The sequence below is a fragment of the Mycobacterium canetti CIPT 140010059 genome, from assembly GCF_000253375.1.
Taxonomy (GTDB): domain Bacteria; phylum Actinomycetota; class Actinomycetes; order Mycobacteriales; family Mycobacteriaceae; genus Mycobacterium; species Mycobacterium tuberculosis.
The window spans coordinates 1159101-1183256 of record NC_015848.1 but is presented as its reverse complement, the minus strand read 5'-3'; the positions used below and the strand labels follow the sequence as shown (position 1 = coordinate 1183256).

Sequence of the window (24156 nt, the reverse complement as noted above, 5' to 3'; positions counted from 1 at the left end):
TCGCGGACCTTGGCCGCCATCACGAGCGCACCACCCGGCTGATGCCGTCGCTGATGTCTGCGGCCGCGACGAACAACGCGGCCAGGGAGCGCGCATCACCAGACCGAAGGTTGACTTTCTGCTCGATCCAGTCGCTGCCGTCGTAGACGAGGCGAGCGATCTGCACGCCGGTGCGATGCCGTTCCTCGGCGCGTGCCTGTTCCGCGGTGTAGCTGCCGTGCAAGAACGGGGTGATCGTCGACACCCACAACTGGACGCGCATCCAGTCGGGCTCGGTGCGGCCGTCGACACCGCCGACCTGGTATTGACAATACGGTTCGCGGACGTCGTGCCGGCCCTCGTCGCGGTCGATGCACCAGGAGGCGTGATGGCCGTAATAGGAGCGCTCGGAGTCGGGGCACTTCTCCGTCGAGTGCCAGCCGTAGCGCCCGCAGTTCTCGCAACGCTCAAGCTGGTGATCCGCGGCCTGCTGGTCGCTGTTGACGGGGTGTTGTGACATGATGGGGTTTCCAATCTGATTTGTGGTGAGGGTTGGTTCAGAAGCCCCGGAGGTTGCCGCCTCTGGGGCTTCACTGTTGGCAGGGTTGGTCACGCGGCGTCACCACCGATTCGGTTGTCCGCCAGGAACTTCAGAACATCGGCACGGAGGTAGCGAATCCTTCGTCCGACGCGCGTCCATGGCAAGCCTTTGTTCAAGTAGCGATCTTGGGCGAGGCTCGCCTCGGTCGTGCCCAGGAGTCTCGCCACTTCCTTCGCTGTAGCGACAGGTGGCAGTAGGTGGGTGGGCACCGCGCTCGATAGGTCATCCACAATTGCGGCGACCTGCGCGGACAACTCAGTCATTGCAAACGATCTCCATTTCTCTCTGGTTCACCTCTATTTTTTAGAGGTACGGCTTCAAGAGATATCACGCTTGGTCACGACATGCAAGAGTTGCTTGCTTACCTTCATCTTTTGCATGTAGAACTGCGGGTATGGCAGGCAAGAAACTTGAGCTTGGACGAACCGGGCGGGTAGTCGCGGATAACGTGTTCCGACTGCGGGATGCCGCCGGCCTTAACTACACCGAGTTGTCGAATCGGCTTGCTAAATACGAACGAGATATCCCGCCACTAGCGGTTCGGCGAATTGAAGAGGGTAACCGGCGTGTGGACGTGGACGATCTTGTGGGTTTGGCTCTAGCACTTGATGTTTCGCCGAGCACATTGCTTATGGCCAAGAGCAAAACGGGTGACGACTCGGTGGCGGTTACTGGCGCGGATAGTGGCGTGGAAGCTCGGAGGCTGTGGCGTTGGCTGGTCGCCAAGCGGCCATTGATCGGAGATCCAGACGGAGCAGCCGTGTTCGAGTTTCTAACCCGGGCGGTTCCCGGTTGGCTGCTCGGCGGCGCCGAAGACGACAGGTACGACCTGGTCGAATCCGGTGTGGAGCCGTACCTCACGCGCAGTGTGCGCACGTATGGCAGTGAAGAGAAAATTAGAGAGCGCGCTGATGGCGACGATTGAACGCTACGAAATATCTTCTGGCGCAACGCGTTACAGGGTTAGATACAGGACGCCAGACCGCCGGCAGACGGACAAGCGGGGTTTCAAGACCAAGCGTGACGCCGAAGTGTTCGCCAACACGGTTGAGGTCACCAAGATGCGGGGCGAGTATGTCGCGCCGGCGCTGGGCAAGATCACGGTGGGTGAGTTGGGTCCGGGCTGGCTGGCCCGTCAGGAAGGCGTGATGAAGCCCTCGGCGTATCACTCTGTGGAGTCAGCCTGGCGGGTTCACGTACAGCGGCGTTGGGCGACAACCCAAATCGCCGACATCGCATATTCGGAAGTGCAGGCGTGGATCACCGAACTGTCGACGCGGCGCAAAGCCACGGTGGTCATCACCGTGTACTCGGTGCTGGCGCGCATCTTGGACGACGCGGTGAGGGATCGGCGGCTCGCGGCGAACCCGGCGCGCGGCGTGAAGCTGCCCGTGCGCGCCAGGCGGAAGAATATTTACCTGACCGCCGGGCAGCTCCACGCGCTGGCCGTGGAGGCCGGCCGGTACCGGTCGCTCGTGCTTCTGCTCGGCACCGCCGGCCTGCGATGGGGCGAGGCCGCAGCGCTGCGGGTCAGGGACGTGGATTTCCTCAAGCGCAAGATTGTGCTGCACGAGAACGCGGTCAGCGTGGGCAGCAAGGTCCATGTCGGCACCTTGAAGTCAGGGAAGCATCGAACAATCGCGCTGGCCGGGTTCGTGGTCGACGAGCTCGCCAGAACTTGCGAGGGCAAGGAGCGCGACGAGCTGCTATGGCCGGCACGGTCGGGCGCCTACCTCGGTCCCCCGTCGTCGCATGACTCCTGGTTGTCCGGCGCGGTCGAGCGCTGCCGGAAGACCGACAAGACATTCCCGCGGATCACCGCCCACGCGTTGCGGCACACTGCAGCCTCCCTGGCCATCTCGTCTGGCGCCAACGTGAAGGTCATTCAGCGGATGCTGGGGCATGCGTCGGCGGCCATGACGCTAGACGTGTACGCCGATCTTTTCGACGATGACCTCACTGCAGTTGCCGAGAGATTAGATGAAACTGTGGGCAAACTGTGGGCACGGCAACCTGGCGAGGCCATCTAGCAAACACAAAAAATGCGCTCACCAGCGCATATGTTCGTACAGTTTCGGTGCCCCCAGTCGGACTCGAACCGACACTGGACGGATTTTAAGTCCGCTGCCTCTGCCAATTGGGCTATGGGGGCGTTGCAGTTCAGACGCGCTATCTCATGCCGGGAGCCCGACTCTGTTCCGTCTCCGCATACCGCAGTGATACCGCAGTGTTCTCGATGACTTTGCACAGCGCATCGGCCACACCGCTAAATCGTCGTTGAGCAGATGGCCGTGCCGGTCGAGCGTCATCGCCGCTGCTGCGTGTCCAAGGAGCCGTTGCACGACCTTGACGTTAGCGCCTGCGCTGATCGCCAGCGAGGCCGTGGTGTGCCGCAGACCGTGCGGTACCAGCCCTTCGATCCCGACCTGGTCGCAGGCGTTGTCGAATGCCCAGCGGTATTCACCGAGAGGCAGGAATCCGCCCTTACGGCCGGGGAACACCAAGGCGTTCGGGTCGGTGGGCAACTCGGCATGGAGCCTGCGCCAAACAGGTTCAGGCACTGGTACGTGACGATCCCGCTTCGTCTTGGTGGTCGATTCAACGATGCCCTTGCCGGTCACCGCCGTCGCGGACGATCGGACGGTCAGCACTCGATCTCCCACGTGCTTGCGCCTCAGGGCAACCGCCTCACCGAACCGTAAGCCGCAGTAGCCGAGCACCAAGGTGAGGGTTTCAAACCGGCCCGTGGCCCTGGCGAGCATCAGCAGTTCGGCATGGGTCAGGTAGCGACGCTCACGCTTGGCCTGTTCGGGCAGATCCTGGCCCCGCTTGATTTCAAGGGCGACGTTCTTGGCGACTCTGCCGGTGCGTTGCGCGTACTTGAGGACAGCTCCGACCAGCTGGTGCGCCTGAGTGATCCGACTTGCCGACAGGCCCGTGCCTCGCTGGGAGCCGTCCACCGACAATCCCCCCAGCCAGGTCGAATAGGTCGCATAGTCAATACGTTTCAGTGGCACGTCCGCCCATTTGGGAAGGACCACGGTGTCCAGCAGGGAGCGATAGCCCGCGACGGTCTTGGGCTTGCGGTGCTGCTTGGTAGCGAACCATTGTTCGGCCACTGATCCGAATGACTCGGCGCTCCTGCGTGGATCGACATAGTCGCCGCGCTGCACATCGGCGGTCAGTCCGTTGAGGTAGGTCTGCGCGTCGGGTTTGCGCTGGAAGCTCTTGCTGTGCTCCTCTCCGCCGCCGTCAACCCACCTGACGCGCCAGCGCGAAACCCTGCCGTAGACAGCAGACCGCTCGGTTCGCATCTTCCCGTCCGGGCCCTTGACCCGCTTGTGCCAGCGGTCGTCAATCCCCGCTCGTTGATGCCTGGTCGCCACCTCGTCGAAAGTACCGCAGAGATCCGCGGTACCCCATCCGCTTGGCTCTTCTGTTCGCCCCACTTCAGCACGCGCGTCTTTGTGCTCTCGCCGTTGCACCGCACCGCCGCCAACCGTGCACCACTTGAGTTTGACACGGGTTTCGTACTACTACCGTCTGAAACCCGTTTTCGAGTCAAGTAGAGCGACTTAAGTTAAGACCGTGTTTCGTACGGATACGGTATAGTTTCCGGCGTGAACTCAAGTTCCGTGGGGAGCCCAGCCGGTGCCGATCGGCGCATCCCCACCTGGGCATCACGGGTGGTGTCCGGTCTCGCGCGCGATCGCCCTACGGTCGTCACGAAGCAGGATCTGACGCTACGACTTGCAGAGGCCGGGTGTGAACGCGACCCCGACTCCGCCATCCGCGAACTGCGCCGCATCGGGTGGCTGGTCCAACTGCCGGTGAAAGGAACGTGGGCATTCATTCCCCCCGGCGAGGATGCAGTCTCTGACCCGTATCTAACGCTGCGGTCGTGGCTGGCCCGCGACCAGAACGCAGGCTTCATGCTGGCTGGAGCATCGGCAGCGTGGCACCTCGGTTACCTGGACCGCCAACCTGACGGCCGCATCCCGATCTGGCTACCGCCGGTCAAACGGCTCCCGGACGGCCTAGCACCGTATGTGTCCGTCGTGCGCATCCCCTGGAACGCGGCTGACACCGCACTGCTTGCTCCGCGTCCCGCGTTGCTGGTACGGCGGCGGCTCGACATCGTCGCCTGGGCGACCGGGTTACCGGCATTCGGCCCGGAAGCACTACTCGTGCAAATCGCCACGCGCCCAGCCTCATTCGGGCCGTGGGCCGATCTAGTCGCCCACCTCGACGAACTCATCGCCGACTGCAGTGACGAGCGCCTGGAGCGTCTGCTGTCGGGCCGGCCGACATCGGCCTGGCAGCGTGCAAGCTACCTGCTGGACGCAGCCGGTGAACCGGCACGAGGCCAGGCGCTGCTGGCCAAGCGTCAAACAGAAGCGATGCCGGTGGCCCGATTCACCACCGCGCACAGCCGCGACCGCGGCGAAAGCGTCTGGGCGCCGGAGTACCAGCTCGTCGACGAGCTCGTCGCACCGCTGCTGCGCGTGATCGGCAAGGCGTGAGTGTGGCCGGACTGACCCGCGCGCTCGTCGCGCGTCACGCTCTTGGCCGGGCCGAGGCATACGACGCCGCTCTGCTCGACGTCGCCCAGGACCACCTGCTGTACCTGCTGTCGCAGACCGTCCAGTTCGGCGATAACCGCCTGGTGTTCAAAGGCGGTACCAGCTTACGGAAGTGCCGGCTGGGCAACGCCGGGCGGTTCTCCACTGATCTGGACTTCAGCGCGCCCGACGATGAGGTCGTGCTGGAGGTGTGCGAGCTGATCGACGGTGCCCGTGTCGGCGGCTTCGAATTCGGCGTGCAGAGCACACGAGGCGACGGCCGGCACTGGCAGCTGCGGGTGCGGCACACGGAATTGGGCGAGCCCCGGATCGCAGCCAGCGTCGAGTTCGCACGGCGGCCGTTGGCCTTGCCGTCTGAGCTGCTCGCATTCATCCAGTTGCCGATCCATAAGGCTTACGGTTTTGGGCTGCCGACACTGCCGGTCGTGGCAGAAGCCGAAGCCTGCGCAGAGAAACTCGCGCGGTACCGCCGCGTTGCGCTGGCACGGGACCTGTACGACCTCAACCACTTCGCCTCGCGGACCATTGACGAACCGCTCGTGCGGCGGCTGTGGGTGCTCAAGGTGTGGGGTGATGTCGTCGATGACCGGCGCGGCACCCGGCCACTACGCGTCGAAGACGTCCTCGCCGCCCGCAGCGAGCACGACTTCCAGCCCGACTCGATCGGCGTGCTGACCCGTCCTGTCGCTATGGCTGCCTGGGAAGCTCGCGTTCGGACGCGATTTGCGTTCCTCACCGACCTCGACGCCGACGAGCAGCGGTGGGCCGCCTGCGACGAACGGCACCGCCGCGAAGTGGAGAACGCGCTGGCGGCGCTGCAGTCCTGACCACCTTTGTTGGCGATCGTCGCCGTTCCGGGGCACCTGCAGGCGGTTGGACGCGGCCGAATCGATCAGGCGAGAGCAATTTCGGCACGAATACGGCTGTGGTCGTGGACAAAACACGAACGGCGCCAGCACTGTTGGACCCATTGGAACCAGCCCAAATCGGGAGGATAAACATAGTGTCAACGGCAACCGACCCGCCGACGCCTTCCAGGTACTGGAACCGGTATCCGCCCGCCCGATAGTCCAGCTCTCCGACCGGTGTGATGACACGAAGATGCCGGTTGCGCCAGGCAACCGCGAAGCGTCGCACAGCACGGCTCGTCGGCGGTGAGAGCGGTTCAGCGGAGGACATCAAGCAATCTCCCTCGGTTGACCATGATCAGCTCCACGGTGAACCGGCTCGCGATCTCAGACATATCGGGTGCGGCGGCGATCACACTCGCCACCGAACCCTTGTCCACCGCCATGATGCGCTCGCGCCAATGCTCTCGTGTCGTCGACTCGCAGAGCGTAGCTGCGGAGTGAGCCAGCTCGACCAGGGTCTGCCAGCGGGTACCCGGACGATGCTCGAACCTGTCCGCCTTTCCACGGCTCGCCCAACGCGGAACGGTCCCCCGCCGAGGCAATCCCCTGTAACTGTAGAGACTTGTTTGTGGGGATTTGATCTAGATAGGAGCCGGGCGCCGTGGCGGGTCTGGCGGGCAGGGGCTGCTGCTCCTGGCCGTGCCGCTGTGCGGGAAGGGGCCGTAGAGACTCCGGGGTCACGGGCGGGCCGTAGGCCCGTCGCGTAGCGATCGCGGTAGCGACCCTTGAGGCCGGAGGGGCGGCCCCGTAGCCTGCCACGGCGCTCGGCGGGCAGGACAGCGGCGGCGAAGCCGCCTCCTTCTGGGTTCATGCCGCCCCTTTCTGGGCGTGCTGTTCACCGGCTGGTTGCTCACTCCGTTGTTGACCACAGGCGCGTTCGTAGTCGACGGGGCTGAGCATGCCGTGCGTGGAATGCCGACGTTCAACGTTATACTCGTCGATCCAGACGGCGACCGCGTGACGTGCCTCTTCGCGTGTGTGGAAGTGGTTGTTGCGCAACAATTCCCATTCCAGGGTCGAGTTGAACGATTCCGCGGCCGCGTTGTCGAGGGCCGACCCGGTAGGCCCCATCGATTGGGTGACGCGAGCGGATCGGCAAGCGATGGCGAACAGTTCGCCGGTGTATTCACCGCCCTGGTCGGTGTGGAAAATGACCCCGGCCACCAACCCGCCGCGCACCGCAATGGCCATGCACAGCGCCGCCCGCGCCAGCGTGGCGTCATGGTGCACCCCCATGACGAACCCGGGCACCCGCCGCGAATGCAGGTCAATTACTGAGGCGAGGTGCCGTTTGCCCTCGTCGGTGGGGATTTCGGTCAGATCGCCCACCCAGGCGAGGTTGGGGTGGTCGCGCGGGGAAAAGTCTCGGCCCAGCAGATCGGGGGCCTTACGCGCGGATTTGTCCGGTTTCGTGGTGCCGTGCCGGCGGCGTTCGCCGCGCTACCAGACCCTGCTCACGCATCAGCGCCGCGACGGTGTTCACCGACACCCGCCCCCATATCCCGTAGGTCAGCGGTAATCCGCGGTGATCCGTAGGTCCGCTTGTGCTTAGCGAACAGATACCCGATGGTGGCCGCCAACGCTTTTCGCCGTGCACGCCGTGGTGAACCATCGCTATGGCACCACTTGTAAAACCATGCCTGCGACACGCCCAGCGCGCGGCACGACACCGCGTGCGGGATACCGTGTTCTACCCTCTGAGTGGCGATTACAGCGGCCAGGCCTACCGATGCATCGCTTCCTTGACCCAGAGGGCGACCGAGCGTTTGAGAACATCGCGCTCCATCGCCAGCTCCGCATTCTCCGCACGCAACCGCTTGAGTTCCTCGCGTTCGCTCTCGCAAAGCCGCCCGTCACCACCGTCTCGGGCGCGCTCATCCTGCCTGACCCAGCTACCCAGGGTGCCGTCACTGATCCCGAGCTCACGAGCAACCTGCGCGATCGGTTTGCCGGTCTCCCGAACGATCCGGACGGCGCCTTCCTTGAACTGGACATCGAACTTCCGCCGTGCCTCCATCGCCCAACCTCCTCATCGCGATGTCTCCACAACAAGAGGGGAAGCTCACCCGTCGTGCAAATGCTGAGCGGGGGTCTGGTCGGTCAGCGTGAACCCGAGGCTGGCCGCGTGGTCGAACGATGGGCACAGCGCCTCCACATACTTTGTCCCCAGCGGCGGCGCAAGGACCGCCCAGTTGCGGTCGTGACGATCACCGTGGCGATCAATGCGTCGAACACGAGGTAGGTCGAAAGCGCGGAACGTGGGTAGGAGCGCTGGGTCGGCAGGTGCTGCGAACCGAGCAAGCGCCTGCTGGATCGCCTCGACGTTGTGCCCACGTTGCCCGGGATCGTCCCGGTCGCAGTTGAGCACAACCTCGGGCATCAATGCTTGCGGCAACCGCACGTCCTTGACCAGCGTACCGCGCACGCCGTCACGGACAGCCAGCTGGACCGGTGCCGCAGGTATCCCGACTAGCCGCGCCAACGCCCCCATCTGGATGCCGACAGTGCTGGACAGTGGCTTCGACCCGGCATATTGGCAGTTAGAAGCGACTCTTTCGAAGATTACCGGCACTAGCAAACGCCAGCACCCGTGAGCGCGGATTGTCCGCTGCCTCTGCCAATCGGGCTGTGGAGGCTTGACGGCGAATGTAGCGCTTGGACCCGATCCAGTGCACCAACCCTACCGCGACACGCCAGGTGCGAAAGAGCCGTCATTCGCCTAGAATCCGCGCGCCGCGCGTCTCATTAGTGTGCCGAAGTGTGCTAGCCCGGGCACCAGATGACACCGCCATGTCAGCCGCCAAGACCTTGTTAAGGATGCTGACGTAAACGTTAAAAAACCGTAAACGTCGGGCGTCCCATGCCTTTCGATCGCGACTGTGGAGGCTTGGCCGGTTAGCGTTACGCCAATCCACAGGCAGCCGTACGCAAACACACAGGGTCGGCCCGGGGTGCTAGCGGCCGGCAGGTTTCACACACAAGGAGCAATGGATGTCATTCCTCAAGACAGTGCCTGAAGAGTTGACGGCTGCGGCCGCGCAACTCGGGACCATCGGTGCTGCGATGGCAGCCCAAAACGCTGCCGCCGCGGCGCCCACCACAGCCATCGCTCCGGCGGCCCTCGATGAGGTTTCGGCGCTGCAGGCGGCGCTCTTCACTGCGTACGGCACCTTCTACCAGCAGGTCAGCGCCGAAGCTCAGGCTATGCATGACATGTTTGTCAACACTCTGGGGATCAGCGCCGGTACCTACGGCGTCACCGAGTCGCTCAACTCATCGGCTGCCGCCTCGCCACTCTCGGGGATCACAGGGGAAGCGTCGGCCATCATCCAAGCGACGACGGGGTTGTTCCCGCCCGAACTCTCGGGTGGCATTGGCAACATCCTCAACATCGGGGCCGGGAACTGGGCCTCCGCCACGTCTACGCTGATCGGCCTTGCCGGCGGCGGCCTCCTGCCTGCAGAGGAGGCGGCCGAGGCCGCCTCGGCTCTCGGTGGGGAAGCCGCCTTGGGCGAATTGGGTGCATTGGGCGCGGCCGAAGCCGCCCTCGGCGAGGCCGGAATTGCGGCCGGCCTGGGCAGCGCATCCGCGATCGGCATGTTGTCGGTGCCGCCCGCCTGGGCCGGACAGGCGACCCTGGTATCCACCACCAGCACACTGCCGGGCGCGGGCTGGACCGCCGCCGCGCCGCAGGCCGCCGCGGGGACGTTCATCCCCGGGATGCCAGGGGTGGCCTCGGCCGCACGCAACAGCGCCGGCTTCGGTGCACCGCGCTACGGCGTCAAACCCATCGTCATGCCCAAGCCAGCAACCGTCTAGGCGGCAGACGTACGGGCGGCCACGCTCAACCAACAACGAAATTCAGCCAAATAACTCCACGGAAACGGAATACCCCATGGATTTCGGAGCTTTACCCCCTGAGATCAACTCCGCACGCATGTACGCCGGCGCGGGTGCAGGACCGATGATGGCCGCCGGGGCCGCATGGAACGGCCTGGCCGCCGAGTTGGGTACGACGGCCGCGTCGTATGAGTCGGTGATCACCCGGCTGACCACCGAGTCGTGGATGGGTCCGGCCTCGATGGCGATGGTCGCCGCAGCCCAGCCCTATCTGGCTTGGTTGACCTACACCGCCGAAGCCGCTGCGCATGCCGGCTCGCAGGCCATGGCGTCGGCGGCCGCCTACGAGGCGGCCTATGCGATGACAGTGCCGCCGGAGGTGGTCGCGGCCAACCGGGCGCTGCTGGCGGCCCTGGTCGCGACGAACGTCCTGGGGATCAACACACCGGCAATCATGGCGACCGAAGCCCTCTATGCCGAGATGTGGGCTCAGGACGCTCTGGCTATGTACGGCTACGCGGCCGCTTCGGGAGCCGCCGGGATGCTGCAACCGTTAAGCCCGCCGTCGCAGACCACCAACCCGGGCGGGCTGGCCGCCCAGTCCGCCGCGGTCGGCTCGGCTGCCGCCACCGCCGCCGTCAACCAGGTGAGCGTAGCGGACCTGATCAGTAGCCTGCCCAACGCGGTGAGTGGGCTCGCCTCCCCAGTCACATCGGTTCTCGACTCGACGGGGCTGAGCGGAATCATTGCCGACATCGACGCCCTGCTCGCGACCCCGTTCGTGGCAAACATCATCAACAGCGCAGTCAACACCGCCGCTTGGTATGTCAACGCCGCCATCCCCACCGCGATATTCCTAGCAAATGCCCTGAACAGTGGGGCGCCGGTAGCGATCGCCGAAGGCGCCATCGAGGCTGCCGAGGGTGCCGCCAGTGCGGCCGCCGCGGGGTTGGCGGACTCGGTGACGCCAGCGGGGCTCGGCGCAAGTTTAGGCGAGGCCACCCTGGTCGGCCGGCTGTCAGTGCCGGCGGCCTGGTCTACGGCCGCACCGGCGACAACCGCCGGCGCCACAGCGCTCGAAGGCAGCGGCTGGACCGTCGCCGCCGAAGAAGCCGGCCCAGTTACCGGGATGATGCCGGGAATGGCCTCGGCCGCCAAGAGCACCGGTGCCTATGCCGGGCCGCGGTACGGATTCAAGCCCACTGTCATGCCCAAACAGGTCGTCGTGTGATGCGGACAAAGGGGGACATCTCACTCGTTTGAGGCCAGCAATTAACCGTTGAGTCATAACCTGTCCGCCACGCGGCCACCACCGCGCCGATCACAGCCGCTAGAACTTCAACAACGTGACGACTTCGAGACAAGGAGACAGCAGCATGGCCTCGCGTTTTATGACGGATCCGCACGCGATGCGGGACATGGCGGGCCGTTTTGAGGTGCACGCCCAGACGGTGGAGGACGAGGCTCGCCGGATGTGGGCGTCCGCGCAAAACATCTCGGGCGCGGGCTGGAGTGGCATGGCCGAGGCGACCTCGCTAGACACCATGACCCAGATGAATCAGGCGTTTCGCAACATCGTGAACATGCTGCACGGGGTGCGTGACGGGCTGGTTCGCGACGCCAACAACTACGAACAGCAAGAGCAGGCCTCCCAGCAGATCCTCAGCAGCTGACCCGGCCCGACGACTCAGGAGGACACATGACCATCAACTATCAATTCGGGGACGTCGACGCTCACGGCGCCATGATCCGCGCTCGGGCCGGGTCGCTGGAGGCCGAGCATCAGGCCATCATTTCTGATGTGTTGACCGCGAGTGACTTTTGGGGCGGCGCCGGTTCGGCGGCCTGCCAGGGGTTCATTACCCAGCTGGGCCGTAACTTCCAGGTGATCTACGAGCAGGCCAACGCCCACGGGCAGAAGGTGCAGGCTGCCGGCAACAACATGGCACAAACCGACAGCGCCGTCGGCTCCAGCTGGGCCTAAAGCTGGCTTAAGGCCCGCGCCGTCAATTACAACGTGGCCGCACACCGGTTGGTGTGTGGCCACGTTGTTATCTGAACGACTAACTACTTCGACCTGCTAAAGTCGGCGCGTTGATCCCCGGTCGGATGGTGCTGAACTGGGAAGATGGCCTCAATGCCCTTGTTGCGGAAGGGATTGAGGCCATCGTGTTTCGTACTTTAGGCGATCAGTGCTGGTTGTGGGAGTCGCTGCTGCCCGACGAGGTGCGCCGACTGCCCGAGGAACTGGCCCGGGTGGACGCATTGTTGGACGATCCGGCGTTCTTCGCCCCGTTCGTGCCGTTCTTCGACCCGCGCAGGGGCCGGCCGTCGACGCCGATGGAGGTCTTTCTGCAGTTGATGTTTGTGAAGTTCCGCTACCGGCTGGGCTATGAGTCGCTGTGCCGGGAGGTGGCTGATTCGATCACCTGACGGCGGTTTTGCCGCATTGCGCTGGACGGGTCGGTGCCGCATCCGACCACATTGATGAAGCTCACCACGCGTTGCGGATCGGCGGCGATCGACGGGCTCAACGAGGCATTGTTGGCCAAGGCGGCCGAGGCCAAGCTGCTGGGCACCAATCGGATCCGGGCCGATACCACGGTGGCGCCGGCGAACGTGTCTTATCCGACCGACTTGGGTCTGTTGGCCAAGGCAATGCGCCGGATCGCCGCAACCGGCAAACGGATTCAGGCCGCTGGCGGCGCGGTGCGCACCCGGGTTGGCGACCGCTCCCGCGCGGCCGGTCGGCGCGCGCACGCGGTCGCAGCGAAACTGCGCTCGCGTGCGGAGCTGGGGCGTGACGAAGCGCGGGCCGCGGTACTGAGGTGCACCGGCGAGCTGGCCGAGCTGGCCCAAGCCGCTGCTCAGGAGGCCCAGCACCTGCTGGACAACGCCAAGCAGGCGGTGCTCCGGGCCAAGGCCAAGGCCGCCGCGCTGGCCGCCCGCGGTGAGCGTGATGCGGTCGCGGGTCGCCGCTGTGGTGGGCTGGTGCGCGCGGTCAACGACCTAACCGAGCTGCTCAACGCGACGCGTCAGATTGTGGCGCAGACCCGCCAGCGGGTCGCGGGCATCACTTCGGACGGGGCGAGTCGACGGGTCAGCCTGCACGACGGTGATGCCCGCCCGATCACCAAGGGTCGGCTCGGTAAGCCGGTCGAGTTTGAGCACAAGGCCCAGGTCGTCGACAACGATGACGGGATCGTGCTGGATCACACTGTGCAGCAGGGCAACCCACCCGATGCGCCGTAGCTGGCGCCAGCGGTGGCGTGGGTGAAAAGGCGCGCCGGACGCACGCCGCGCACCGTCACCGCCGACCGCGGCTATGGCGAAGCCGCCGTCGACCAGCAGCTCACCGAGGTGGGCGTCAAGAATGTGCTGATCCCGCGCAAAGGCAAACCTTCGCAGGATCGACGCGCCGAAGAACACCGAAAAGCGTTCCGCCGCACCATCAAATGGCGGAACGGATGCGAAGGCCGGATCAGCCACCTCAAACGCGGCTACGGCTGGGACCGCGGCCGGATCGACGGTCTCGAAGGCACCCGGACCTGGGTCGGACACGGCGTGTTCGCCCACAACCTGGTCACGATCAGCGCCCTCCCCGCATAACCGGTCCACCGGGGGCTCCGTATACCCGGAAACCGAGATCCGCTTTCTCACCGCCGTAGCCCGACATCCCGCCCGGTCACCTTTTCAGGCCGAAGTAACTACATAAGCGACATTTGAAAAATTTATGAATCCCGTGACAACTGCATGTGCGCTTGCACAGGACTTGAGAGGATACGGGAGCATGACGACGATGTCGGGGTACACGCGCAGTCAACGTCCGCGGCAAGCCATCCTGGGGCAGCTGCCACGGATTCATCGCGCGGATGGATCACCGATCCGGGTGTTGTTGGTCGATGACGAACCAGCGCTGACCAATCTGGTCAAGATGGCGCTGCACTACGAAGGCTGGGATGTCGAAGTCGCCCACGACGGGCAAGAGGCCATAGCCAAGTTCGACAAGGTCGGCCCCGATGTGCTGGTCCTCGACATCATGCTTCCCGATGTGGACGGGTTGGAAATCCTGCGACGGGTCCGAGAATCCGACGTCTACACACCCACGCTGTTCCTCACCGCGCGCGATTCCGTGATGGACCGGGTCACCGGTCTGACCTCGGGCGCCGACGACTACATGACAAAGCCGTTCAGCCTCGAGGAGCTGGTCGCCCGGTTGCGCGGGTTGCTGCGCCGCTCCAGCCATCTGGAAAGGCCCGCCGATGAGGCACTCCGGGTCGGAGACCTTACGCTCGACGGGGCCAGCCGGGAGGTAACCCGCGACGGTACGCCGATCTCGCTCTCCTCGACCGAGTTCGAACTGCTTCGATTCCTGATGCGCAATCCCCGACGAGCACTGAGCCGTACCGAGATCCTGGATCGGGTTTGGAACTACGACTTCGCAGGCCGCACCAGCATTGTCGACCTGTATATCTCCTATCTGAGGAAGAAGATCGACTCCGACCGGGAGCCAATGATCCATACGGTCCGCGGCATTGGATACATGCTGCGTCCGCCGGAATGAGCCTGGCATGATCCCGGACCGAAACACTCGGTCCAGAAAAGCCCTCTGCTGGCGACCCCGCTCGTTACGCCAGCAATTGCTGCTCGGCGTGTTGGCGGTCGTTACCGTTGTGCTGGTGGCCGTCGGTGTCGTCTCCGTGCTGAGCCTAAGCGGCTATGTCACCGCGATGAACGACGCCGAGCTAGTCGAATCCCTGCACGCGTTGAACCACTCTTACACCAGATACCGCGACAGTGCGCGAACATCCACGCCCACCGGCAACCTCCCGATGTCACAAGCGGTGCTGGAGTTCACCGGCCAGACGCCCGGAAACCTCATTGCCGTGCTGCACGACGGCGTGGTGATCGGATCGGCCGTTTTCTCCGAAGACGGAGCACGACCCGCTCCGCCCGACGTCATCCGCGCGATCGAAGCGCAAGTGTGGGACGGCGGCCCGCCGCGTGTCGAAAGCCTGGGCAGCCTGGGCGCCTACCAGGTTGACAGCAGCGCCGCTGGCGCCGATCGACTGTTCGTCGGCGTATCGCTAAGCCTGGCCAACCAGATCATCGCCCGCAAGAAAGTCACCACCGTCGCGCTTGTTGGGGCCGCACTGGTGGTTACCGCAGCACTGACGGTGTGGGTGGTGGGATATGCGCTACGCCCGCTGCGCCGGGTCGCCGCGACCGCCGCCGAGGTCGCCACCATGCCACTTACCGATGACGACCACCAGATCAGCGTGCGAGTCCGTCCGGGGGATACCGACCCGGATAACGAGGTCGGAATCGTCGGGCACACGCTGAATCGCTTGTTGGACAACGTCGATGGTGCGCTGGCGCATCGCGTCGATTCCGATCTGCGGATGCGGCAGTTCATCACCGACGCCAGCCACGAGCTGCGTACTCCCCTGGCGGCGATCCAGGGCTATGCCGAACTGACACGTCAGGATAGCTCGGACCTACCGCCCACCACCGAATACGCGCTGGCCCGCATCGAATCCGAGGCGCGGCGGATGACGCTGCTGGTCGACGAGCTGCTGCTGCTCTCCCGTCTCAGCGAGGGCGAAGATCTAGAAACCGAGGACCTCGACCTGACCGACCTGGTCATCAACGCGGTGAATGACGCGGCGGTGGCGGCGCCCACCCACCGTTGGGTGAAGAATCTGCCCGACGAGCCGGTCTGGGTCAACGGGGATCATGCCCGCTTGCATCAACTCGTCAGCAATCTACTCACCAATGCCTGGGTGCATACCCAGCCCGGCGTCACAGTGACCATCGGGATCACCTGCCACCGCACTGGTCCCAACGCGCCGTGTGTTGAATTGTCGGTGACCGACGACGGCCCCGACATCGACCCGGAGATCCTGCCCCACCTCTTCGACCGGTTCGTGCGGGCCAGCAAGTATCGGTCCAATGGGTCCGGCCACGGCTTGGGCCTGGCCATCGTCAGCTCGATCGTCAAGGCGCATCGCGGCTCGGTCACGGCCGAGTCGGGCAACGGCCAGACGGTGTTTCGGGTGCGGCTCCCGATGATCGAGCAGCAGATCGCCACTACCGCCTGAGAGTCAGAGGCGATCCAATGCGAGGTTCAGCCTGAGCACGTTCACCGCGCGCTCGCCCAGGAAGCCGAGACCACGCGCGTCGGTGTGGTCCTCGATCAGACGCTCGACCTGTCTTATCGAGATATTGCGCGCCTGCGCCACCCGCGGTGCCTGCAGCTTGGCATTGGCCACCGATATGGCCGGGTCCAGCCCGGAACCCGAGCCGGTAACCGCGTCGACCGGAACCAGCGTATCGGCCGGCAGATTGTTTTCCTTGCGGTAGGCGGTGACCCGTTCAGCGACGGCCGCCAGCAGCTTCTCGTTCGTCGGTCCCAGGTTGGAGCCCGAGCTCGCCGCAGCGTCGTAACCGTCGCCTGCCGACGAGGGGCGCGGGTGGAAGTACTTCGCGGCGGTGAACTGCTGGCCGATGTGGGCGGAGCCGATGACCTGCCCGTCCCGCTCGAGCAGCGCGCCGTTCGCCTGGTCACCGAAGAACAGTTGCCCGACGCCGGTCACGGCAAGCGGGTAGACGGTGCCGGTGATGACGGTGAATACCAGCAGCATGGTGAGCGCGGGCAGTAATTGACGACGCATCAGGACACCCCGAGGGCGACGATGACGAGATCGACCAGTTTGATGCCGATAAACGGGACGACGAGACCGCCCAGCCCATAGATCAGCAGGTTGCGCCGCAGCATCGCCGACGCGCATTCCGCCCTAAACCGCACGCCCCGCAACGCCAATGGGATCAAAGCGACGATCACCAGCGCATTGAAGATGACCGCCGACAGAATCGCCGACCTCGGTGAGTGCAGCGCCATGACGTTCAGCTTGTCGAGCACCGGATACAGGCCGACGAACATGGCAGGGATGATGGCGAAGTACTTCGCGACGTCGTTGGCGATCGAGAACGTCGTCAGCGCGCCCCGCGTGATCAGCAGCTGCTTGCCGATCTCCACGACCTCGATGAGCTTGGTGGGGTCGGAGTCGAGATCGACCATGTTGCCGGCTTCCCGGGCCGCCTGGGTGCCGGTATTCATCGCCACCCCGACATCGGCTTGCGCGAGCGCGGGTGCGTCATTGGTCCCGTCACCCGTCATGGCGACCAGCCGACCGCCCTGCTGTTCGCGCTTGATGAGCGCAAGCTTGTCCTCGGGCGTGGCCTCGGCCAAGAAATCGTCGACGCCGGCCTCCTGTGCAATCGCCTTGGCGGTCGCCGGGTTGTCACCGGTGATCATCACGGTGCGGATGCTCATTCGGCGCATTTCGTCGAAGCGTTCCCGTATGCCCACCTTGACGATGTCCTTCAGATGGACGACGCCGATGGCCCGCGCGCTGCTGTTATCGGTCCATTCCGCAACGACTAAGGGTGTCCCGCCGCCGGAGCTGATGCCGTCGACAATGGCACCCACCTCCTCGGTGGGGTGGCCACCGTGATCGCGAACCCACTTCATCACCGCAGCCGCGGCACCCTTGCGGATCCGACGGATGCCGCTAACCTCGGCGAGATCGACCCCGGACATCCGGGTTTCGGCGGTGAACGGCACGAACCTGGCGTGTGACATCACGCCCTCGTCGCGGGCGCGCAGCCCGAACTCGTCCTTCGCCAGCACGACGATCGAGCGGCCCTCCGGAGTTTCGTCGGCCAAGCTCGACAGCTGGGCGGCGTCGGCGACCGCCTCGGCACTCACACCGTTGATCGGCACGAACTCGGTGGCCTGCCGGTTACCGAGGGTGATGGTGCCGGTCTTGTCCAGCAGCAGAGTGTTCACGTCGCCGGCCGCCTCCACCGCCCGCCCAGATGTGGCGAGCACGTTGTGTTGCACCAGCCGGTCCATCCCCGCGATGCCGATCGCGGACAGCAGCGCACCGATCGTGGTCGGAATGAGACACACCAGCAACGCCACCAGCACGACCACCCGCTGTCCCCCGCCGGAATAGATGGCGAACGGCTGCAGCGTCACCACCGCGAGCAAAAAGATGATCGTCAGCCCAGCCAGCAGGATGTTCAGCGCGATCTCGTTCGGTGTCTGCTGCCGTGCGGCGCCCTCCACCAGCGCGATCATCCGGTCGATGAATGTTTGTCCCTGCTTGGCGGTGATCCGCACGACGATCCGATCCGACAGCACCACGGTGCCACCCGTCACCGCGGAACGGTCGCCGCCCGACTCGCGGATCACCGGTGCCGATTCGCCGGTGATCGCAGACTCGTCGACGGAGGCAATGCCTTCGATGATCTCGCCGTCCGACGGGATCGTTTCGCCAGCCGAAACCTCCACCACGTCGTCGAGGTCCAGCCGCGACGAAGGGACCGATTCGATGTTGCCCGCAGCCGTGCGCCGGTTGGCCATCGTTTCGGACCGGACTTTGCGCAGCGCCGCCGCCTGAGCCTTGCCGCGTCCTTCGGCCATGGCCTCGGCAAAGTTGGCAAACAGGACGGTGAACCAGAGGAACGCGGCGACCAGACCGTTGAAGACGTTCTCTTGGGCTATCGAGGATGCGAGGTCGCGCAGGAACGCCAGTGTGGTGATCACGGCACCGACCAGCACGACCAACATGACCGGGTTACGGGCCTGTACCCGCGGAGCCAACTTGCGCAGGCTCTGGCGCAGCGCCGAGCGCACAATCATCGGATCGAACAGCGAGCGCTTGACCAGCCGGAGCCGGGGTGCCGACGTCGCTGTCGCGGCGGTTGCGAAGGTCTCCATGCGTGCGATCATCACTGGGTCGATAACTGCTCGACGATCGGCCCCAGCGCCAGGGCGGGGAAGAACGTCAGGCCGCCGACGATCAGCACGACCCCAATGACCAGGCCAACAAAGAGCGGCTTGTGCGTCGGGAAGGTGGCGGCGGTAACCGGCGTCGTGCCTTTACGTGCCAGGGAGCCGGCGATCGCCAGCACCGGAATGATCAGGAAGAACCTACCGATCAACATCGCCACTCCGATCGTGGTGTCATACCACCAGGTAGACGCGGTCAGACCGGCGAAGGCCGACCCGTTGTTGTTCGCGCCCGACGTGTAGGCGTATAGAATCTCCGAAAGACCATGCGGCCCAGGGTTGTTCCGCGACGCCAGCGCGGAGGAGATCAGCACCGACGCGGCGGCGAAACTAAGCAGGGCGATGGGCATCGCCAGGATGTAGAGCGTCACCAGCTTCATCTCGGTGGCCTGGATCTTCTTGCCGAGATACTCCGGTGTCCGGCCTACCATGAGGCCGGCGATGAAAACCGCCAGGATCGCCATGACCAGTAGGCCGTTCAATCCGACGCCGGTGCCGCCCGGGCTGACTTCGCCGAGCATCATGTGCGCCAGCGGGACCATGCCGCCCAGTGGTGTGTAGCTGTCGTGCATCGAGTTGACCGAGCCGTTGGAGGTGCCGGTCGTCGACGCCGCCCATAACCCAGACGCACCGACGCCAAAGCGCACCTCCTTGCCCTCCAGGTTGCCGCCGGACTGGTCGACCGTCGTCTGCTGTGTCACCCCCAGCGCATCCAGCCGCGGGTTACCCTTGGCCTCGAATGACATTGCCGCGACTGACATTCCGATCCAAATGATGCCCATGATGGCCAGCACCGCCCAGCCTTGACGACGGTCGTGCACCATCTTGCCGAAGGCGAAGCACAGCGCGAACGGGATGATCAGGATCGCCCAGTTTTCGACGAAATTGCCTATCGGCGTGTAGTTTTCGAACGGATGCGCGGAGTTCACGTTGAAGAACCCGCCGCCGTTGGTGCCGAGCTGCTTGATCGCGACCTGGCTGGCCACCGGCCCGCCTGGAATGAGCTGGGGGGCGCCCTCCAGCGTGTTGGCGACGATGAAACCATGCAGGTTCTGGATCACGCCCTGGCTGACCAACATGATCGCCACCACGAACGACAGCGGAAGCATGATGCGCAGCACGGTGCGGGCGAGGTCTACCCAGAAGTTGCCGAGCGTGCTCGCCCGTTTGCGGGCCAGACCTCTGATCAGGGCCGCCAGCACGCACATGCCGGCGGACGCGGAGACGAAGTTCTGCACGGCCAGCCCGGTCATCTGGGTGAAGTGGCTCATCGTGGCTTCGCCGCTGTAGGACTGCCAGTTGGTATTGGTCATGAAGCTGACCGCGGCGTTGAAGGCGACATGGTCGGTCACCGCCGGCTTGTCCGTCGGATTGAACGGCAGCACGCCCTGAAACCGCGCGATCCCATACAGCAGCAGGAAGGACATAACACTGAACGCAAGCACGGACAGGGCATAGGTGCTCCACCGTTGCTCGCTGCCGGGATCGACTCGGCATACCTGGTAGATCACGCGCTCGATCGGCCCAAACACCCGATCGCCGGGCTTTTTGGCCTCGTCGCCGTAGATCTTGGCCAGGTAGCCGCCCAGCGCTGGCGCGGTGAGCAACAGCACCGCGATCAACGCCGCGAACTGCAACCAACTCGTCCCGGACATCAGAACTTCTCCGGAAACAGCAGCGCCGCGAATAGGAACGCCATTAGCGCCACCGCGATCACCAACCCGACGATGTTGTCGACCGTAGTCATCGCCATTCGGCCGGCGCTCGCGTGAGTTCGACTGTTGTTTCCCCGATTTCGTCGCGGCGAATGATCCGTTCACAGCCACGGACGTAGAGCAGGCAAAGCCCGGCAAAGGCCATCACGGTCAGCACCAACACCAAGTCGGCCATGTGAGTCCTCTCGATTCTTGTGCACCGGCATCGCAGCGCATCAGATAGCCCAGCAGGATGGTAGTTGCCGGGCCCCCCAGGAACACGACCGTGACGTTGCTCTTCGCCGATCTTTGCGCGATCTTTACGCCCTACCGGTGGATGATTGAGCATGTGACCACCAAGCGCGGGCAGCTGCGGATCTATCTGGGCGCGGCCCCCGGCGTGGGCAAAACCTACGCCATGCTCGGCGAGGCGCACCGCAGGCTGGAGCGCGGCACCGACGTGGTCGCCGCGGTCGTCGAGACACACGGACGCAACAAGACCGCGAAACTGCTCGAGGGCATCGAGATGATCCCGCCGCGCTACGTCGAATATCGGGGTGCCAGGTTTCCCGAACTCGATGTGGAGGCAGTACTGCGACGTCATCCTCAGGTGGTGCTGGTGGACGAACTCGCCCACACCAACACACCTGGCAGCAAGAACCCCAAGCGCTGGCAGGACGTTCAGGAAATCCTCGACGCCGGCATCACGGTGATCTCGACGGTCAACATCCAGCACTTGGAGGGCCTAAACGATGTCGTGGAGCAAATCACCGGCATCGAGCAGAAGGAGAAGATCCCCGACGAGATCGTCCGCGCGGCCGATCAGGTCGAGCTGGTCGACATCACACCGGAAGCGTTGCGGCGCAGGCTTGCTCACGGCAACGTCTATGCAGCCGAACGGGTCGATGCCGCGCTGTCGAACTACTTCCGCACGGGCAATCTGACCGCGCTGCGCGAGATCGCGTTGCTGTGGCTGGCCGACCAAGTTGATGCGGCCCTGGAGAAGTACCGCGCCGACAAAAAGATCACCGCCACGTGGGAGGCGCGGGAACGCGTCGTCGTCGCCGTGACCGGCGGCCCGGAGTCGGAGACGTTGGTGCGACGGGCATCGCGGATCGCGTCGAAGTCCAGCGCCGAGCTGATGGTGGTTCACGTTATCCGTGGCGACGGCCTGGCGGGGGTGTCCGCGCCGCAGCTGGGCAGGGTCCGCGAGCTGGCGACAAGCCTCGGTGCGACCATGCACACCGTGGTCGGCGACGACGTGCCCACCGCGCTGCTGGACTTCGCCCGCGAGATGAACGCCACGCAGCTCGTCGTCGGCACATCGCGGCGATCGCGATGGGCACGCCTGTTTGACGAGGGGATCGGCGCCCGCACCGTCCAGGAGTCCGGCGGCATCGACGTTCACATGGTCACCCATCCCGCGGCCAGCCGGGCCTCCGGGTGGTCGCGGGTCTCCCCGCGCGAGCGGCATATTGCGTCGTGGCTGGCCGCGCTGGTGGTGCCCTCGGTGATCTGCGCCATCACGGTGGCCTGGCTCGACCGATTCATGGGCATCGGCGGCGAGAGCGCGTTGTTCTTCATCGGCGTGCTGATCGTGGCGTTGCTGGGCGGCGTCGCCCCCGCCGCATTGTCGGCCTTGCTGTCGGGCATGCTGCTGAACTACTTTCTGACCGAGCCCCGCTACACCTGGACCATCGCCGAACCGGACGCCGCAGTAACCGAATTCGTGTTGTTGGCGATGGCCGTTGCGGTGGCGGTGTTGGTGGACGGCGCGGCTAGCCGAACCCGTGAGGCTCGGCGCGCATCCCAGGAGGCTGAGTTGCTGGCCCTGTTTGCCGGTTCGGTGTTGCGCGGCGCAGACCTTGCCACGCTGCTGCAGCGGGTCCGCGAAACGTATTCCCAACGGGCCGTGACCATGCTGCGTGTCCGGCAGGGCGCATCGACAGGCGAAACCGTCGCGTGCGTCGGGACAAACCCGTGTCGGGACGTCGACTCCGCCGACACCGCAATCGAAGTCGGCGACGACGAGTTTTGGATGCTGATGGCAGGCCGCAAGTTGGCCGCCCGCGACCGCCGAGTGCTGACCGCGGTCGCGACACAGGCCGCGGGTCTGGTGAAGCAGCGCGAACTGGCGGAAGAGGCCGGCCAGGCCGAGGCCATCGCTAGGGCCGATGAGCTGCGCCGGTCGCTGCTGTCGGCGGTCAGCCACGACCTGCGCACCCCGCTGGCGGCGGCCAAGGTCGCGGTGTCCAGCTTGCGCACCGAAGACGTCGCTTTCCCCCCCGAGGATACCGCCGAGCTGTTGGCCACGATCGAGGAGTCCATCGACCAACTTACCGCCCTGGTCGCAAACCTGCTCGATTCGTCGCGGTTGGCTGCCGGCGTGATTCGCCCCCAGCTGCGCCGGGCATACCTGGAAGAAGCGGTGCAACGGGCCTTGGTCAGCATCGGCAAGGGCGCCACCGGTTTTTACCGATCCGGCATCGACCGGGTCAAGGTCGACGTGGGAGACGCCGTGGCGATGGCCGACGCCGGGTTGCTGGAGCGGGTGCTAGCCAACCTGATCGACAACGCGCTGCGATATGCGCCCGACTGCGTGGTCCGGGTCAACGCGGGACGGGTGCGTGAGCGGGTCCTGATTAATGTCATCGACGAGGGCCCAGGGGTCCCGCGCGGGACCGAGGAGCAACTCTTTGCCCCGTTCCAGCGGCCGGGGGATCACGACAACACCACCGGTGTCGGTCTGGGGATGTCGGTGGCACGCGGCTTCGTCGAGGCTATGGGCGGCACGATTTCGGCTACCGATACCCCGGGCGGCGGGCTCACAGTGGTGATCGATCTGGCGGCTCCCGAGGACCGCCCATGACCCTCGTCTTGGTGATTGACGACGAACCCCAGATCCTGCGCGCGCTGCGTATCAACCTGACCGTGCGTGGCTACCAGGTCATCACCGCCTCGACGGGTGCGGGTGCGCTGCGCGCCGCCGCTGAGCATCCGCCCGATGTGGTGATCCTCGACCTCGGCCTGCCGGACATGTCGGGGATCGACGTGCTCGGCGGGCTGCGTGGCTGGTTGACGGCACCGGTGATCGTGTTGTCGGCGCGTACCGATTCGTCGGACAAGGTCCAGGCCCTCGATGCGGGCGCCGACGATTACGTGACGAAACCGTTTGGAATGGACGAGTTTCTGGCTCGGCTGCGCGCAGCGGTACGGCGTAACACCGCGGCCGCCGAGTTGGAGCAGCCGGTGATCGAAACCGATTCATTCACCGTCGATCTGGCCGGCAAGAAGGTCATCAAAGACGGTGCCGAAGTGCATCTCACGCCGACCGAGTGGGGCATGCTGGAAATGCTGGCCCGCAACCGCGGCAAGTTGGTCGGCCGCGGGGAGCTTCTCAAAGAAGTGTGGGGACCGGCATATGCGACTGAAACCCATTACCTGCGGGTGTATCTGGCGCAGCTGCGGCGCAAATTGGAGGATGACCCGTCGCACCCCAAACATCTGCTGACCGAATCAGGGATGGGCTACCGCTTCGAAGCCTAAATCACATCTGCCACAGGCGTTTCCGCTGGGAGCGGATGTACACTTTGCCCGCCTCGCAGCGACACGTTGGCGGATGCCCGCAACGCCAACACGCGTTGGTGAATCCGGTATTCGGTGGAGCGCGGGATGTACCCCGGCCCGT

General features: G+C 64.9%; 24 protein-coding genes, 1 tRNA gene and 1 pseudogene. 13 read left to right on the top strand and 13 right to left on the bottom strand.

Going from position 1 to position 24156, the window contains the following annotated elements:
* Positions 1-19: 19 nt before the first annotated feature.
* Positions 20-499: a hypothetical protein gene (locus tag MCAN_RS05550; RefSeq protein ID WP_232505284.1), complete on the bottom strand. Its 480-nt coding sequence runs from the start codon at positions 497-499 to the stop codon at positions 20-22.
* A 475-nt stretch (positions 500-974) separates the two neighbouring features.
* Between MCAN_RS05550 and MCAN_RS20785 the strand changes: the two genes are divergently transcribed.
* The gene (locus tag MCAN_RS20785; RefSeq protein ID WP_014000571.1) at positions 975-1505 is read left to right on the top strand and encodes a helix-turn-helix domain-containing protein; all 531 of its coding nucleotides are present in this window, start codon (positions 975-977) and stop codon (positions 1503-1505) included.
* Entirely contained in the window at positions 1492-2610 is a 1119-nt protein-coding gene (locus tag MCAN_RS05535) for a tyrosine-type recombinase/integrase (RefSeq protein ID WP_014000570.1), read from the top strand. The genes MCAN_RS20785 and MCAN_RS05535 overlap by 14 nt, the downstream gene beginning before the upstream one ends.
* A gap of 48 nt (positions 2611-2658) precedes the next feature.
* Here the strand turns inward: MCAN_RS05535 and MCAN_RS05530 are convergent.
* Together MCAN_RS05530 and MCAN_RS23105 are read right to left on the bottom strand one after the other, a co-directional pair.
* A tRNA-Leu gene (locus tag MCAN_RS05530) sits at positions 2659-2732 on the bottom strand.
* A 22-nt stretch (positions 2733-2754) separates the two neighbouring features.
* The gene (locus MCAN_RS23105) at positions 2755-3966 is read right to left on the bottom strand and encodes a tyrosine-type recombinase/integrase (protein WP_014000569.1); all 1212 of its coding nucleotides are present in this window, start codon (positions 3964-3966) and stop codon (positions 2755-2757) included.
* Between the two features lie 249 nt (positions 3967-4215).
* Here MCAN_RS23105 and MCAN_RS05515 point away from each other — a divergent pair, with 249 nt between their 5' ends.
* Together MCAN_RS05515 and MCAN_RS05510 are read left to right on the top strand one after the other, a co-directional pair.
* Positions 4216-5103: a type IV toxin-antitoxin system AbiEi family antitoxin gene (locus tag MCAN_RS05515; protein ID WP_014000568.1), complete on the top strand. Its 888-nt coding sequence runs from the start codon at positions 4216-4218 to the stop codon at positions 5101-5103.
* 2 nt (positions 5104-5105) lie between these two features.
* On the top strand, positions 5106-5990 hold the full coding sequence (locus MCAN_RS05510) for a nucleotidyl transferase AbiEii/AbiGii toxin family protein (RefSeq protein WP_014000567.1): 885 nt from the start codon (positions 5106-5108) through the stop codon (positions 5988-5990).
* Positions 5991-6328: 338 nt separating this feature from the next.
* On the opposite strand, the gene MCAN_RS23845 is transcribed toward MCAN_RS05510, so the two are convergent.
* From MCAN_RS23845 to MCAN_RS23445, 5 genes are all read right to left on the bottom strand, one after another.
* A complete protein-coding gene (locus MCAN_RS23845) occupies positions 6329-6457 on the bottom strand; it encodes a hypothetical protein (protein ID WP_269764218.1) in 129 nt (42 codons plus the stop codon).
* A gap of 424 nt (positions 6458-6881) precedes the next feature.
* Positions 6882-7448 (bottom strand): IS3 family transposase, encoded by a 567-nt coding sequence (locus MCAN_RS23940; RefSeq protein WP_328514392.1) that lies wholly within the window; start codon positions 7446-7448, stop codon positions 6882-6884.
* An 80-nt stretch (positions 7449-7528) separates the two neighbouring features.
* Positions 7529-7723 carry an IS3 family transposase gene (locus MCAN_RS23935; protein WP_328514391.1) on the bottom strand — a complete coding sequence of 65 codons (195 nt, stop codon included), beginning with the start codon at positions 7721-7723 and terminating at the stop codon, positions 7529-7531.
* A gap of 74 nt (positions 7724-7797) precedes the next feature.
* Positions 7798-8091: a transposase gene (locus tag MCAN_RS23450; RefSeq protein ID WP_041180042.1), complete on the bottom strand. Its 294-nt coding sequence runs from the start codon at positions 8089-8091 to the stop codon at positions 7798-7800.
* Positions 8092-8136: 45 nt separating this feature from the next.
* Entirely contained in the window at positions 8137-8556 is a 420-nt protein-coding gene (locus tag MCAN_RS23445; protein WP_230864415.1) for a HipA domain-containing protein, read from the bottom strand.
* Positions 8557-9065: 509 nt separating this feature from the next.
* On the opposite strand from MCAN_RS23445, the gene MCAN_RS05485 reads away from it, so the two are divergent.
* The 7 genes and pseudogenes from MCAN_RS05485 to MCAN_RS05445 all read left to right on the top strand — a co-directional run bounded on the left by MCAN_RS05485 (position 9066) and on the right by MCAN_RS05445 (position 16015).
* Positions 9066-9893, top strand: coding sequence for a PPE family protein, SVP subgroup (locus MCAN_RS05485; RefSeq protein WP_003405370.1), 828 nt, complete (start codon positions 9066-9068; stop codon positions 9891-9893).
* A 76-nt stretch (positions 9894-9969) separates the two neighbouring features.
* Positions 9970-11145 (top strand): PPE family protein, encoded by a 1176-nt coding sequence (locus MCAN_RS05480; RefSeq protein WP_014000565.1) that lies wholly within the window; start codon positions 9970-9972, stop codon positions 11143-11145.
* Positions 11146-11290: 145 nt separating this feature from the next.
* Positions 11291-11587 (top strand): type VII secretion system ESX-5 protein EsxJ, encoded by a 297-nt coding sequence (gene esxJ, locus MCAN_RS05475; protein ID WP_003405345.1) that lies wholly within the window; start codon positions 11291-11293, stop codon positions 11585-11587.
* 26 nt (positions 11588-11613) lie between these two features.
* Entirely contained in the window at positions 11614-11898 is a 285-nt protein-coding gene (esxV, locus tag MCAN_RS05470) for a type VII secretion system protein EsxV (RefSeq protein ID WP_014000564.1), read from the top strand.
* A 185-nt stretch (positions 11899-12083) separates the two neighbouring features.
* Positions 12084-13523, top strand: a pseudogene (locus MCAN_RS21145) (ISNCY family transposase).
* Positions 13524-13704: 181 nt separating this feature from the next.
* Positions 13705-14478: a two-component system response regulator TrcR gene (gene trcR / locus MCAN_RS05450; RefSeq protein WP_003405328.1), complete on the top strand. Its 774-nt coding sequence runs from the start codon at positions 13705-13707 to the stop codon at positions 14476-14478.
* 7 nt (positions 14479-14485) lie between these two features.
* A complete protein-coding gene (locus MCAN_RS05445) occupies positions 14486-16015 on the top strand; it encodes a sensor histidine kinase (protein ID WP_014000561.1) in 1530 nt (509 codons plus the stop codon).
* A 3-nt stretch (positions 16016-16018) separates the two neighbouring features.
* Here MCAN_RS05445 and MCAN_RS05440 read toward each other — a convergent pair whose 3' ends face one another.
* The 5 genes from MCAN_RS05440 to MCAN_RS05420 are packed head-to-tail and all read right to left on the bottom strand — an operon-like array spanning position 16019 to position 20664.
* On the bottom strand, positions 16019-16588 hold the full coding sequence (locus MCAN_RS05440) for a K(+)-transporting ATPase subunit C (protein WP_014000560.1): 570 nt from the start codon (positions 16586-16588) through the stop codon (positions 16019-16021).
* Positions 16588-18717: a potassium-transporting ATPase subunit KdpB gene (gene kdpB, locus MCAN_RS05435; protein WP_014000559.1), complete on the bottom strand. Its 2130-nt coding sequence runs from the start codon at positions 18715-18717 to the stop codon at positions 16588-16590. Before kdpB ends, MCAN_RS05440 begins: the two co-directional genes overlap by 1 nt.
* Positions 18714-20429: a potassium-transporting ATPase subunit KdpA gene (gene kdpA, locus MCAN_RS05430; RefSeq protein ID WP_014000558.1), complete on the bottom strand. Its 1716-nt coding sequence runs from the start codon at positions 20427-20429 to the stop codon at positions 18714-18716. Before kdpA ends, kdpB begins: the two co-directional genes overlap by 4 nt.
* On the bottom strand, positions 20429-20521 hold the full coding sequence (kdpF, locus tag MCAN_RS05425; protein ID WP_003405316.1) for a K(+)-transporting ATPase subunit F: 93 nt from the start codon (positions 20519-20521) through the stop codon (positions 20429-20431). The genes kdpA and kdpF overlap by 1 nt, the downstream gene beginning before the upstream one ends.
* Complete coding sequence (locus tag MCAN_RS05420; RefSeq protein ID WP_003405313.1) at positions 20518-20664, bottom strand: hypothetical protein; 147 nt, start codon at positions 20662-20664, stop codon at positions 20518-20520. The genes kdpF and MCAN_RS05420 overlap by 4 nt, the downstream gene beginning before the upstream one ends.
* A gap of 90 nt (positions 20665-20754) precedes the next feature.
* Here MCAN_RS05420 and kdpD point away from each other — a divergent pair, with 90 nt between their 5' ends.
* Both kdpD and kdpE read left to right on the top strand, forming a co-directional pair.
* The gene (kdpD, locus tag MCAN_RS05415; RefSeq protein ID WP_014000557.1) at positions 20755-23337 is read left to right on the top strand and encodes a sensor histidine kinase KdpD; all 2583 of its coding nucleotides are present in this window, start codon (positions 20755-20757) and stop codon (positions 23335-23337) included.
* Positions 23334-24014, top strand: a complete 681-nt coding sequence (gene kdpE, locus MCAN_RS05410) for a two-component system response regulator KdpE (RefSeq protein WP_003405305.1) — start codon at positions 23334-23336, stop codon at positions 24012-24014. Before kdpD ends, kdpE begins: the two co-directional genes overlap by 4 nt.
* Positions 24015-24156 lie beyond the last annotated feature (142 nt).